Annotated in this window: 8 protein-coding genes; 3 read left to right on the top strand and 5 right to left on the bottom strand. The window is 51.0% G+C overall.

The features are described 5' to 3' along the window. Positions 1 to 29: 29 nt before the first annotated feature. From EHT25_RS18850 to EHT25_RS18840, 3 genes are read right to left on the bottom strand one after another with little or no spacing between them, the layout of a single operon-like run. Entirely contained in the window at positions 30 to 1,217 is a 1,188-nt protein-coding gene (locus tag EHT25_RS18850) for a sialidase family protein (RefSeq protein WP_221622303.1), read from the bottom strand. A gap of 60 nt (positions 1,218 to 1,277) precedes the next feature. Then, the gene (locus EHT25_RS18845; protein WP_124876675.1) at positions 1,278 to 2,930 is read right to left on the bottom strand and encodes a RagB/SusD family nutrient uptake outer membrane protein; all 1,653 of its coding nucleotides are present in this window, start codon (positions 2,928 to 2,930) and stop codon (positions 1,278 to 1,280) included. Positions 2,931 to 2,969: 39 nt separating this feature from the next. Further along, complete coding sequence (locus tag EHT25_RS18840) at positions 2,970 to 5,969, bottom strand: SusC/RagA family TonB-linked outer membrane protein (protein WP_229311639.1); 3,000 nt, start codon at positions 5,967 to 5,969, stop codon at positions 2,970 to 2,972. Positions 5,970 to 6,287: 318 nt separating this feature from the next. Between EHT25_RS18840 and EHT25_RS18835 the strand changes: the two genes are divergently transcribed. Then, positions 6,288 to 7,172 carry a helix-turn-helix domain-containing protein gene (locus EHT25_RS18835; protein WP_124876673.1) on the top strand — a complete coding sequence of 295 codons (885 nt, stop codon included), beginning with the start codon at positions 6,288 to 6,290 and terminating at the stop codon, positions 7,170 to 7,172. A 215-nt stretch (positions 7,173 to 7,387) separates the two neighbouring features. Here EHT25_RS18835 and EHT25_RS18830 read toward each other — a convergent pair whose 3' ends face one another. Continuing rightward, a complete protein-coding gene (locus EHT25_RS18830; protein ID WP_124876672.1) occupies positions 7,388 to 7,690 on the bottom strand; it encodes a winged helix-turn-helix transcriptional regulator in 303 nt (100 codons plus the stop codon). Between the two features lie 406 nt (positions 7,691 to 8,096). Between EHT25_RS18830 and EHT25_RS18825 the strand changes: the two genes are divergently transcribed. Together EHT25_RS18825 and EHT25_RS18820 are read left to right on the top strand one after the other, a co-directional pair. Beyond that, positions 8,097 to 8,942 carry a ClpXP adapter SpxH family protein gene (locus EHT25_RS18825; RefSeq protein WP_310588762.1) on the top strand — a complete coding sequence of 282 codons (846 nt, stop codon included), beginning with the start codon at positions 8,097 to 8,099 and terminating at the stop codon, positions 8,940 to 8,942. A 222-nt stretch (positions 8,943 to 9,164) separates the two neighbouring features. Beyond that, on the top strand, positions 9,165 to 11,495 hold the full coding sequence (locus EHT25_RS18820; RefSeq protein ID WP_124876670.1) for a T9SS type A sorting domain-containing protein: 2,331 nt from the start codon (positions 9,165 to 9,167) through the stop codon (positions 11,493 to 11,495). A 164-nt stretch (positions 11,496 to 11,659) separates the two neighbouring features. Here EHT25_RS18820 and EHT25_RS18815 read toward each other — a convergent pair whose 3' ends face one another. Continuing rightward, a complete protein-coding gene (locus tag EHT25_RS18815) occupies positions 11,660 to 12,889 on the bottom strand; it encodes a multidrug effflux MFS transporter (RefSeq protein ID WP_124876669.1) in 1,230 nt (409 codons plus the stop codon). Positions 12,890 to 13,050 lie beyond the last annotated feature (161 nt).

The raw sequence follows: 13,050 nt of genomic DNA, 5'->3' as shown, positions 1-13,050 counted from the left end.
CCGTAAATCCCTCCCCGGAATCTCGCTGGTTAGTTGGTCACGTCCGAAGGAGCCGGTAATTTGTCGAGGCCCAGTGGTTTACTGATCAGGATTTTGGGTTTTGATTTCCGTCCGCCGAACTTCCCGTCCAGAATGTCTTTTTCCGTGAAACGGGCCATCAGAATTTCGCCGTCGAAATCGCGGTTATGGTCGTAGGAAATGTAAATCGTTCCGTCGGGAGCCTGAAAACCGTCCGGATACGAAATGCCCCGGCGCTCATCCAGCATCAGGCCACCGACCCAGGTTTTACCTTCATCCTCAGACAAATAGGCCGTCAATTTCGAGCGAAATTTGGTTTTTTCCGTAACCGCACCGTGACGGACCATCAGGATTCGTCCCGACTGCAACCGGCGCATAAAATGCCGCGAGCCGATGTGTTCCAGGTATTTCCGGGGTTCCGACCAGGTCTTTCCCTTGTCGGTCGAAACACTCTCCCACATCCCGTTGGCGGTGCGGGCCGTCATCCAGAGCGTCCCGTCTTTTCGTTCGATGATGTGGTGTTCGTCAAATTGGGGCTGCGGGTAGCGAACTCCGCCCCGACGAACCCAGGTTTTGCCCTGATCGGTCGACGCAAAGACATTGGCCATGCGCAGGGAGTCGAGCTCGCGGTATTTTTCCTTGTACTTTGGATTGATTTTCCCTTCATCCCAGAGCGAAACATTGAGCAGCCAGGTGCCGTCGGACAGAATCATGGGTTTGTTCAACGAACAGCCGTGCCAGATCCGGACCGGCGTCGACCAGACGGGATTCTCACTGTCGGGATTGTCGCAACGGGTATACCAGTTGCCGTTCCGGCCATCGAAATGGGTCAGCGACTGATCAAAAAACAGCCACAGACGCCCCAGCGGATCGGTCCATAAATTCCCGACAATGGTCCGTCGTTTATCGTCCAGCGCCGGGTCGTGCGGATCGATGACCACCCGCGGTTTTGACCAGCTTTTTCCGTCGTCGTCGCTGGAGTTCAGGACAAAAAATGCATCGTGGTTATCGCCACCGCCTACCCAGCACGCCCAGATGCGTCCTTTGGGCGTTCGTTCAATTCCGATGGTCATGCCGTAGTCCAGCCGGTCGTAGTCATACTTCGGTAACGGTGCCGTATTGATGACCGGCAGCGCCAAACCGGGATCGGCCGGGGCGGTTTCCTGCGCCTGGGCCAGTGAAATTCCCAGCCCGGCCATAAGAGCAAAACAAGTCAGTCTGATTCCTGAAAGCATACGGTTTTTCCTGTTTTGAGTCTATCAATAGCCTGGATTCTGTTCCAGCTTGACCGAAAAATTGGCGTCGATGGCGGTCTGCGGAATCGGGAAAAGTTCGTGTTTTTCCTGAATGGTGGTCCGGGTACTTTCGCGCATGTTGTATTTCCGAACGCGTTCTACCAGTTTTCCCATGCGCATCAGGGTTCGACGCCGGGGTTCTTCCGTGATCAGTTCCCGCGCCCGCTCGTCCAGCACAAAATCGATCGTAACGGCGCTGGCACTCACTGGTTTGGCATTGGCCCGTTTCCGAACCGCATTCAAATCATCGGCGGCTTTTTGCAGGTCACCTTTTCGCAGGTAGGCTTCTGCCCGCAGCAGATAGGTTTCGGCCAGGCGATACACCATCACATCTTTGGCCGTCTGCCCCGAGGTGTTATTGTTCGCCCAGGGCTTCCCTTCCACTTTCAGAATCGTCGGATACAGATTCTGCATGGTATCTTCCAGCGATTTCTTTTTCTCGACCGGCATTTTGAAGTATTTGGAAGCCGAATTCGTGTAATAATTCGTTCGACGGATATTATACGGCGAATTGCGCATATCCGCTGCATTATCTTTCCACAAGTCGTACAGGAAGAAGGTGGTAGGCCGCACCCAGCCGACGCCACGACCCAGACTATCGACAATCACCATCCCGGCCTTGTTGTCCGGGTCTTTGAGGTTGATGTAAAACGGTCCCCAGCCGCGCAGATTATGATTTCCCCGGCTGCCCCCGCCACCGGGCGTCAGGTTTTCGAACTGCCAGACAAAAATCGATTCCAGATTGCCGGAACTCCGGTTCTGGTTCCCATCCTTGAATAAATCCGAGAAAACATCCCCCGGTTTGTCTTTTTCGGTCCCGAAACGGTCGGTCATCAGTTTGTACACGCCCGAACCAATGACCCGCGAAGCGGCTTCAACGGCTTTGTCGTACTCGCCCAGACTGATGTAAACCTCGCTCAGCAAGTGATCGGCAGCCGCTTTGACAACCCGGCCTTCCTTCGCTTTGACGACGGTTTCGGGCAGCCACTTCGCGGCAAATTCCAGATCGGCGCGGGCCGATTCGTACACCTGTTTCCGCGTATTTCGCACAAAATCGGTTTTCGGGCCGGTATACACCGTATCGACAATGGGCACCCCGCCGTACAGATTCGCCAGCAAATTGTGCGTATAAGCCCGAAAAAACCGGGCTTCGGCGATGACGGCATTCTTCTCCGCTTCTGCCGCCCAGATCGCTTTGGACTCCGGCCGATTGGCGTACACAATGAGCGTGTTGGCGATGTTCAGCATGTTGGCGTAGCCCCAATCCCAATACGTGCGGGACACCGGATTATCCGGAATCAGATAGGTATTATAATTTCGGAAATTAACCGCCGGTTCCTGCCCCGTCGTGGCAATATCGGTTCCGATGTTCTGATCGAAATAGTGCGTCAGATCCTGCAAAATCATTTCGTTCCGGGCGGTTTGGTGCAGGGCGGTGAGGTAGTTTTCGAAACCGGCTTTGGACGTCAGCACCACATCCGGGTTGAGGGAATCTTTCGGAACCTCATCCAGCAACGTCTCCTTACACGCGCCCAGCGTCAGGAGTAAAATGACCCATAAAATTGCGTTGATCGAGCTGGAATACAACTTCCTGCCAAACTTTGATAATCCCTTCATAAGTGTATGCGGATTGATGTTTCTTGAAATAGGGATCGGCTAAAAGCCCAGATTTAAGCCCAGGGCAAGGGTTCGGGGCATCGGAAAACCCTTCGCTCCGCCCCCACTCTCCGGGTCCGTACCCGGCCATTTAGTCCAGGTCGCGAGGTTTTTTGCGTTCACGGAAACGCGCAGATTGGTTAGTTTGGCCCGCTGGATGAGTTTACTGGGAACGTCATAAAACAGGGAGACATCCTGAATCCGGACAAAATTTCGGCTGAAGTAATAATTGTGCTGATACGGATTGTTGTAGCCCAGCGACGGATTCGTGTTGGATCGGTTTTCTGCCGTCCACCACTCGTTGTCGAATTGATTCAGCGCCCGGGCCGGGTAGTTTCCGCCAAAGTTTGAATTGGGATCGGCTTCGGAAAAACCGGCAATCCAGCCCTGCATGGCATTCAGGAAAACGGATAAGGTAAACGGACCATACCGGACGTTGTTGGTAATGCCCCAGCGATACAGCGGCTGGCCGGTCTGCCCGATGACGGTTTTATCGTCGGCATTGAGTTTTCCATCGTTGTTCCGATCTTTCAACCGGACAAAACCGGGTTTGAATCCCGCCGGAATTTCGTCACCCACCTGATAGATACCGTCCATTTCATAGTCGAAGGCCAGGTTCATCGGTTTGCCAATGAACCAGCGGTTTCCCAAATCATCATCTTCCTTGCCGTCGCCGTTCGTATCCGACTGGTAGAGATGCACGATTTTGTTGCGATTCGCCGAAAACACGAAGTTACTGCTCCACTCAAAGGGTCCCTTTTGGATATTAAGGGTGTTAAGTGTGACTTCCAGCCCTTTGTTGTTGGTAGCGCCCAGGTTGGTCCAGACGGACGTAAAACCGGTCATGGTCGGCAGGGATCGCTGCACCAGCAAATCACGCGTGTTCATGTTGTACACCTCGATCGTTCCGCCAATGCGGTTTTTAAACAATTCAAAATCCACGGCGGCATTGGTGGTGTACGTCGTTTCCCATTTCAGGTTGGAATTCGCCATCCGGTTGGTATACACGCCAATGGAGGTCGAACCGCCATCGCCAAAAACGTAGCGGGTAATGTCGGCACTGCTGAGCGACTGATACGGGCTAATGCCCTGATTACCAACGGCGCCGTAGGATAACCGGAATTTGAGTGAAGAAATAAAATCCAGTTTTTTGACAAACGGTTCTTCGGATGCCACCCAGGCCAGCGAAGCCGAGGGAAACGTCGCGTATTTGTTGTTGGCGGCAAACACCGAGCTACCGTCCCGCCGGACGGTGAACGTGGCCAGATACCGATTCCGGAACCGGTAATTTAACCGGAACATCGACGACACGCCGTCCTGACCGGAGGCTGACGATGTATTGGTCAGAATACCGCCCAATCCCAGATTATTCCAGCTTAAAGCATCGGAACTAAGCTGCGTGGCCGTGGCCGTCGTGGCCTGTACGCCCCGGTGATTCCAGCCGTAGAGCAAAGTCGCATCAAACGAATGGCTGGCGTTGATCTGCCGGGTATACGTCAGAATATTTTCCTGCACCCAGTCGAAATCCTCCCGGTTGAATTTGCTGGCCGACGCCATGTTGTCGGTGCGTGTTGGGTCTTGGCGCGTAAAGTTAAAGTTATGATCGGCTCGGTAGTTGGGGGAATAATTGAGCCGGTAACTCAACCCGCGAATGAACGGCACATCCACCAGGGCATACACATTGGTAAACAGGTTGTAGTAGATTTCCTCATTCTTACTAAAAAATGTGTTGTAGTGCGGATTGGCACTGTTCTGGTCTTCGGCCACCACCCAGCGCGTGGGCGAACCGTCCGCGTTGTACCAGGTTCCGTAGGGACTGATGTCGTACGCATCCGACGGGCTGAGTTCCGCGCCAGACAAATCGCGTTTCAGGAAACTGGCATTAAGGCCAATGGTCAGCCAGTCAGTGACCTGGTTTTCAATGTTGGAACGAACCGACAGCTTTTTTTGCTGGTCGCTGTAAATCAAACCCTGCTCGTTGGTAATGGAAGCCGACAGGTAATAATTCGTCCGGTTTGTTTTGCCCGAAATGCTGAGATCATACGAACTGACCCGCCCCGGTTGGGAGATCGCATCCCAGGGATCGGTCGTTTTCCCGGCTTCGTAATTGGGCACTTCGGTGGCGGATAAATAGGTCAGGATTTTGGATGGGTCGGCATCCAATCCCAGTTGCCGACGCATCTCCAGCGTTTTTTCGATGTACCGTTCCGGGCTGAGCAGTTTCACTTTCTTGCTCCAGTCCGAAACGCCCACAAACGTATTAAACCGGATGGTCGGTTTTTCGGTGGTTCCTTTTTTGGTCGTCACCAGAATGACCCCATTGGCCGCCCGCGAACCGTAGATGGCAGCCGCGCTGGCGTCTTTCAGCACTTCCATCGATTCAATATCATTGGGATTCAGGTAATTGATCGATGCATTGAACATGATGCCGTCCACAATAATCAGCGGGTCGTTGCCGCCACTCAGCGAGCGGGGTCCGCGAACCAGGATGGAACCGCCCTGCCCCGGCCGGCCGTTATCCGTAAACTGAACCCCCGCTACCCGCCCCCGCAACGATTGCGTCACGTTGGTGTTCGGGAGGTTTTCCGTCAGCTTCATGTCTACTTTGGCGATGGAACCGGTCACATTCCGTTTCGATTGGGTGCCGTAGCCGACCACCACAATCTCATCCAGCGTTTTCTGATCCACTTTTAAGGAAATATCCAGCGTCGCGTTCCGGCCAACGTCCACGGTTTGCGGCAGGTAGCCCACAAAACTGATGACCAGCTGCACATCCTGATCCGGAACCGTGAGTTCGTAGTGACCGTCCACGTTGGTAACCGTGCCACGCTGCGTCCCTTTGATGATCACGTTGACGCCGGGCAGGGGAGCCTTGTTTTCGGCATCCCGGACGGTTCCGCTGATCATTCGGTCCGGAACCGCCGAAGTAGCCCACACCGTGGAAAAGGCCCGGAGGGCGACAATCCACAGAAGACTCAGCCTGACCAGGTACTGAGCCATTTTTTTTGAAGAGAAGAGGTTTCGCATAGTTTCATCTGCTTAGGAATAGTGAACCGGTATGTGGTTGCAAATCTCCTGGAAACCGCGCTAAACCCCGTTCAGTCGATTATCCAGTTTGTACGTAAATTTATCATATCCACTGGCAGTAATCCGGGATCTAACGAGCGCTGAACGAGCCACAAACAGCCCTAATCAGCTCTACGTCAACGTGAAGCGCAAGAGTTAGCCCCAACCTCCTGTTTTGTGGTTTTTGGGGATAAAATGTAATTATTGTAAACTTGTTGAGGAAGATCGCTTTCCATCAAAGCCCGTTCAGGTATGAAACCCCAATTTTACTTAGTACCAAGAGACGTTCGGAGTTCTCATGTATCGCGCCATCATACGCTCCCCAATTTTGGTACGGTTTGGCATTACCATCCGGAGCTGGAACTCCACTTCATTGTGCGGGGCGAAGGCGTACGGTTTGTGGGTGATAACGTCAGTAATTTCAATGCGGGCGAATTGCTCCTGCTCGGCGAAAACCTGCCGCACATGTGGCGCTGTAACGAACAATATTTCCGGCAGGATCCCACGATTACGGCGGAGGCCGTGGTCGTTCAGTTTCTCCCCGATTTTGTCGGAAAAGACTTTCTCCGAAAACCGGAATCCGACGCCATTCAGCATTTATACGACAAAGCAAAAGCCGGGCTGGTGATAACCGGCAATACGCGGGAAAAACTCATTCCACTGATGCTTCAATCGGCCAAAACGACCGGATTACAACGACTCGTCCTGATTCTGACCATGCTGGAGATTCTTTCCAAAAGCGAGGAGATGCACTTTATTTCAACAAAAGATGCCTTGTACCGGCCCAATAAGGAGGAAGCCGATCGGTTGAACAAAGTATATAATTACGCCCTAACTCATTACAAAGAAGAACTGACGCTGGAGGAAATTGCTTCGGTAGCCAATTTGAGTGTCACCTCCTTTTGCCGGTATTTTAAGATGGTTACCAAAAAAACGTTCCACGAGTTTTTAATCGAAATCCGCATCAGCCATGCGCAGCGGATGATCGTTGAAGAAAGCGATATTACCACCGAGTTCGTATGCTTTGAATGCGGTTTTAACAATCGGTCGAATTTCTACAGTCATTTTAAACGCTTGACGGGACTTACTCCGGTTGAATACAAACGCAGGTGCCACGTCCCCTCCTTTTGCCAATAGAGGTAACATCTGACGAACTGTTCAACCATCGATTGGGTTGCCAACTTTCTGCCGATTGCGAAACCAATCCCGCACCTGTTGCACAATCTGCTTACCTTTCAATCAAAAGGGGATCTTAAATACGCTTCCGGAAACCTACTTTCGGCAACTAAACTCCGGAAGATTATTCCATTCCTGACCCGCTGGTCATTCCGCCGGGGAAGGCATGGGAAAAGCTATACACATTCCAGCTGTTTGAAAACCGGAATGAGCGACTTTCCCTTTTCGGATAACGTGTACTCAATATGAAGGGGTTTAACCCTGATCACCACTTTATTCAAAAAACCTTCGTCTACCAACTCTTTCAAGGAAGTAGCCAGCGATTGCTTATTGGCACCTTCCACCTGACGAAGTAACGAATTGAAGCGAAGCGGCCCATCGAGTGCCAGCTTGAATAACTGTGGCTTCCACTTTCCGGAAAGTATTTTCAACACCTCTTCAGCCGGGCAGATACTTTCGCTTTTTTGTACTTTTCCCATAGTCAACTTTTTTTGACTAATTGACAGGCGACTAACCTTTGCCGAACTTTGTGGACAAGTTACGCATTTAATACCAACAAAAATGACAAATCAGGCTGTGTTCTTTGTCCAAACGACGTTTGCGGTTTTTGCTACAGGTAATATTGAAGGCTAAAAAAAGACGTCGTCATCAGGCACGAAATGGATTATCCCGAAACCGGAGAAATTTCGAATGCGGGGCTGTTCAAGGCAAAAAAAGTCATTGCTGGTTTGAGTATAGAACCATAGACGTTAAGGAAATCCTTGCTATTCTGGTCATAGCCGGTGTAGCACGCAAGTAGCTCACAATAAAATGGAAAATCAGAACACGAATCCGCTGCTATGTGACATCGAAACGGGTCTCTGCCAGGTCCCGTCCTCTGTTCCAATGGAACGTACCGCAGCCATTCAGGTTGGCCAAAAACCGGTCAAAATCATCTATTTCACCGATCCCATTTGCTCCTCCTGCTGGGGCATCGAACCGCAGCTTCGAAAACTGAAGCTTGAATATGGCCATTCTCTCGAAATAGAATACCGGATGGGCGGCCTCCTGCCCGACTGGAGCTACAACAGCGGTGGCATTAGCAAGCCGTCGGACGTGGCCCATCACTGGGACGAAGTGAGTCAACACTATGACATGCCCATTGACGGAGACGTGTGGCTGGAAGATCCGCTGGACTCCTCCTTTCCGCCCTCGATTGCCTTCAAGGCCGCGCAGTTGCAGAGCTTGGAACTGGCGATTAAATTTTTGCGCAAAATTCGGGAGATGGTTTTCCTGCAAAAGAAAAATATCACTCGGTGGGATCACCTGGCAGAAGCTGCCCAGTCAGTCGGGTTGGATGTTGTCAGGCTAAAAACGGATTTCGAGGGCGAGGCTAAAGCGCAATTTGCGGAAGATTTAAAACTGGCGCAGAAATTGGGGGTACGGGGGTTTCCGTCCATGTTTTTTGCAGATGATTGGGGTAACCAGGAATTCGTCTACGGGTCCCAACCGTACACTACCTACGAAAATGCGCTCCTCAACGTACACGCATCGATTGAGAAAAAGGAAATTGAGAATCAGTGGCAACGGTTATTTTTCCGTTTCCCTTCCCTCACCGCGCGCGAATTCTCGGAACTGTCGGGGGTTCCCCGGCAGGAATGCGAAGCCTATTTACAAAACCTGACTGAGCAGGGGGCCTTATCCAGACTCCAGACAAAAAACGGGGACTTATGGACGATTGAGCGTCCGTAATTTTTCGGAAGTTTAACTGATATGAAGTACCTGTTTCTTGAAGAGGCAGGTACTTTTTTTTGCCTCAAATTCATTAGCACTACAATTTTCTACCATTGCCATTCACCTTTTGCCGAGGTGTCAGATATATGTATCAAACAACCTTTATCCCTGAAACAGGGTCGTCATATCGACATGCAGTGACTATCTAATTCTTAAAATCGTCTTACTCGTTCACATCCGATGAAAAACAACTACCGCCCAACCCTGACACACAAAGGGTTACTTCTGCTCATTGCATGTTGGGGAAGCCTTTCCTCCTTATTGGCGCAGTCCAATACGCCACCTGTTTATTGGCAAACGGTTTTAGATAAAACCAAGACGCCGGATTATACCCGGGGAGATTTTTTTGGTTTTTTAGGCATAGATCGCCTGCCGGATGGGGGTAGCATTGCCGTGGGCTCCCCCTTTTCACTAGTCAACAGTGTGGGTAAACCGTTCGTCTCCAGATTTGATCCTATCGGCAAACTCATTTGGACCGCTGAGTTGCCGGACTATTTTTCCCCTACTGAAGTCCTAACCCAGCCGAATGGAGACATTGTGGTAGCGGGGAATTATTATTCAAACTATGCGCCGACGGGTTTTGGATTTGTTCGGTACACTTCCACGGGCTTTAGAAACTTTTACAATTCACTTGAACTGCCCAACTGGTTTACTACACCGCGTAATCTGGGCGATATGATTGCTTCTCCGGACGGTGGGTTTCTATTGGCTGGTTACGAATACCCGTCCACTACTCCCGGCCAGCGCCTGGACCTGGTGTTGGTGAAAGTAGACCAGAATCTTAAAATAAGCTGGTCTAAAACCATTGGCGGAAGCGGTTTTACCTTCTTATACAAAGCGGTTCGGGCAACGGAGGGCGGAGGATACCTGATACATGCTACTACCAGTGATCCTACGATCACGGGTAATCCGGAGGCAAGCTATGGGATTTCCTACGATTTTAAAATTGATGAAACGGGCCAAATTGTATGGCAGAGTGTGGGAAGACAGAACGGTGTCTTACGCGCTATTTCTCCGCGACCAGGTGGTTATTTTGCCATCGGCTACTATGGTTCGATTGCGTCCAGAGCGGTTTTTAAACTGGATAATCAACTCAATATCATTCAGGGCGTAGCATTGTCTAATTCGGATGAAAACAATGTTCAAAATTCCATTTCGGTTGCTACCACGCCCGATGGGGGATGTATTGCCGTTGATAAACTAGTAGACAACTATCCCAATGGTCCTCATTCGGATTACCGGATCACGAAGTTCTCTCCTAATCTGGAAATCGAATGGCAGGAACAAGGGGGAGGTCCATACAATGATGAAGCCCGTCGGGTCCTCGTCAATCCCGACGGAACCTATCTGATCGCCGGTACGACGGCATCTCCGGGGCTATTTGGCGGTGTCAATGACGATGGGAAACTGGCCGTGTGGATCCGTCGGCAAGCGACCGCCGTTAACGCATTGCAACTCAGGGCCCCAACCTATAATTGCACCACCGGTGCGATTACCTTCAATACCGTCGGTGGGGATGGCTCTCCTATTACCTATGGCGCGCCGGGAATAACCCGAACGAGCTTGATGAGCAACACGGGAACCGTGGAAGAAGGGTTACGCTTCGATCCCAAACCGATTCCTATTCAAGCGACGCAAAGTGGCAAAACCGTCAGTATTATCTTTGACTTAAAAACCGTCTGTTCGAACGGAGGACCGTCACCGGATGGTAGTCTGGCACTGACGCCCCCCACCTATGATTGCGCCACCGGAGCCATCACTTTCAATACCGTAGGCGGTGATGGTACACCCATCACGTACGGAGCTCCGGGAATTACCCGAACAAGTCTCATGAGCAATACGGGAACTGTCGAAGAAGGGTTACGCTTTGATCCGAAAACCATCCCCATTCAGGCTACGCAAAGTGGCAAAACCGTCAGTATCCTCTTTGATTTAAAAGCATTCTGCTCGAACGGAGGACCTTCAACGAATAGGAGTCTGGCATTAATGCCACCCACCTACGATTGCGCCACCGGAGCCATCACGTTCAATACCGTAGGCGGGGACGGCTCCCCAATTACGTACGGAGCGCCGGGTATCACCCGAACGAGTCTCATGAACAATACCGGAACCGTGGAAGAAGGATTACGTTTCGATCCGAAACCAATTCCCATTCAGGCCACGCAAAGCGGCAAAACAACCACCTACCTGTTTGATTTGCCGAACCTGTGTAGCCCACCCAATCGGAACACTCGTCTCAGCGTGAGCAATCCAGACCAAAAGTTGACGGTTACCATTCTGGAAAATCCCGTCCATGAAAAACTCCGGGTTCGACTAACGGGTCCGGGACAGGAATCCATTCGGTTACGGATTATTGATTTACAAGGTCAGCTGTTGCAGAATCGAAATTTACCTTCTGATCGATCAACTGATGAACAGGTTTTTGGCGTTGATCAGTTGCCACCCGGAATGTTCCTATTGCAAGTTACGTCGGGTAACCAGAACCAAAATATAAAGTTCCTAAAGCAATAACGCATCCCCCTATCCCCCGTTCAGGCGGTTTTTAAGGCTCCATTTCGTTCAGTCTTCTGCCTTCACTGGCTACCGCTGAATGAGATGGAGCTTTTTTGCCTTCGGACAATCATGCTAACCAAAAATTGAAGGAGAATGCGTATGACGAGCCTGCGTTCAAATACCTAATGAATCAGGGCCGAATCGGCATCTTGTTCAACTTCAACCCGATGACTGATTTTTCTGCGGCCTGTTAGTAATACCAGCAGGGCAAGGGTGGCCGATCCGGCCATTCCCAGCACCATTGGAACGGCGGAAGGAACCTCAAAGAGACTGATAAAAATGGAAATCAACGTGCCCATTCCCATTTGGAGGGCACCCATCACGGCCGACGCGCTACCGGCATTTTTGGCAAAAGGAGCCAGCGATAAGGCCGCAGCATTGGGGTTTGTAAAACCGATGCAGCAAAGGAACAGGAACAGAAAAACAATGGTGATCGAGAGCGTTAGCCAACCGCTCATCGCCACCGTTAGAAAAGTCAGGGCAACGATTACCTGGCAAATTAACGCCACGCTGACGATTTGCTCGCTCCTGTAGCTTCGCAGCAGCAGCGTGTTTACCTGACTTGCTCCGATGAAGCCAACGGAAAGAAAAGCGAAGATCCAGCCGTATACCTTTTCATCGGTATGAAACACTTCCATAAATAAAATTGGCGAACCGGAAACATAGGCAAACAGGCCCGAAAAGGCAATGGAACTGGTCAAAGCATAGGTGTAAAATTGAGGCTCCCGCAACACGCTCCAGAAATTAAGCAAAATCGGTTTTGGCTTCAGCGAGAGTGACTTGTCGGGTTTGTAACTCGCGGGTAGCCAGAAAAAGACGGCCAGTAAAATGGCGATTCCCATCCCCATCAGAATGACAAAAACCGCCTGCCACCCGAACGCAGCGGTAACATACCCTCCAACGGTGGGTGCGATCATCGGGGAAGCGCCGACAACCAGCAATAACAGCGAAAATACCTTGGCATTGTCTTTTACCGGAAATAAATCGCGCACCATGGCAACCGATGCGACCGCTGCCGCGCAACTTCCAATGGCCTGAATGACCCGCATGACGATTAGTCCGTCGATACTCGCAGTGAAAGCGCAACCTGCCGATGCCAGAATATAAACGATCAGCCCAATGTATAGCGGTTTTTTTCGTCCAAACCGGTCGAGTAAGGGTCCGTAGAGCAGTTGTCCCGCTGAAATACCGATGAAAAAACCGGACAGGGAAAGGGAAACTTTTGCCGCCGTGGTGTGCAGGTCTTTGGCAATGGCGGGAAATCCCGGCAAATACATGTCAATTGAAAACGGCCCCAGCGCCGTTAAACTACCTAAAATCAGGATTAGAAAAAAATACGTCTTTTTAGACATCAGCAATGCATGAAATGAAAGGCCTAAAGGCTCTATCGAATGAAATAACCGCCCAACTTACCAGACGACGATGTCAGATGCGACCAGCCTCGACTCATTGAAATACACCCGTTCAGGCTCAATAATTTCAGAAACACGTCAGAAATGTTTAAAAACCAGCA

Origin of the sequence: Larkinella rosea, assembly GCF_003858635.1 — a bacterium.
Classification (GTDB): Bacteria; Bacteroidota; Bacteroidia; order Cytophagales; family Spirosomataceae; genus Larkinella; species Larkinella rosea.
Note: the sequence above shows the minus strand (reverse complement) of the source record. Positions and strands in the feature narration are given on the sequence as shown.

Excerpts from the sequence above, each read along its gene's own strand:
- EHT25_RS18850 (WP_221622303.1), bottom strand. The coding sequence starts at position 1,217 with ATGGCCGGGCTGGGAATTTCACTGGCCCAGGCGCAGGAAACCGCCCCG.
- EHT25_RS18845 (WP_124876675.1), bottom strand. The coding sequence starts at position 2,930 with ATGAAGGGATTATCAAAGTTTGGCAGGAAGTTGTATTCCAGCTCGATC.
- EHT25_RS18840 (WP_229311639.1), bottom strand. The coding sequence starts at position 5,969 with ATGGCTCAGTACCTGGTCAGGCTGAGTCTTCTGTGGATTGTCGCCCTC.
- EHT25_RS18835 (WP_124876673.1), top strand. The coding sequence starts at position 6,288 with ATGAAACCCCAATTTTACTTAGTACCAAGAGACGTTCGGAGTTCTCAT.
- EHT25_RS18830 (WP_124876672.1), bottom strand. The coding sequence starts at position 7,690 with ATGGGAAAAGTACAAAAAAGCGAAAGTATCTGCCCGGCTGAAGAGGTG.
- EHT25_RS18825 (WP_310588762.1), top strand. The coding sequence starts at position 8,097 with ATGGAACGTACCGCAGCCATTCAGGTTGGCCAAAAACCGGTCAAAATC.
- EHT25_RS18820 (WP_124876670.1), top strand. The coding sequence starts at position 9,165 with ATGAAAAACAACTACCGCCCAACCCTGACACACAAAGGGTTACTTCTG.
- EHT25_RS18815 (WP_124876669.1), bottom strand. The coding sequence starts at position 12,889 with ATGTCTAAAAAGACGTATTTTTTTCTAATCCTGATTTTAGGTAGTTTA.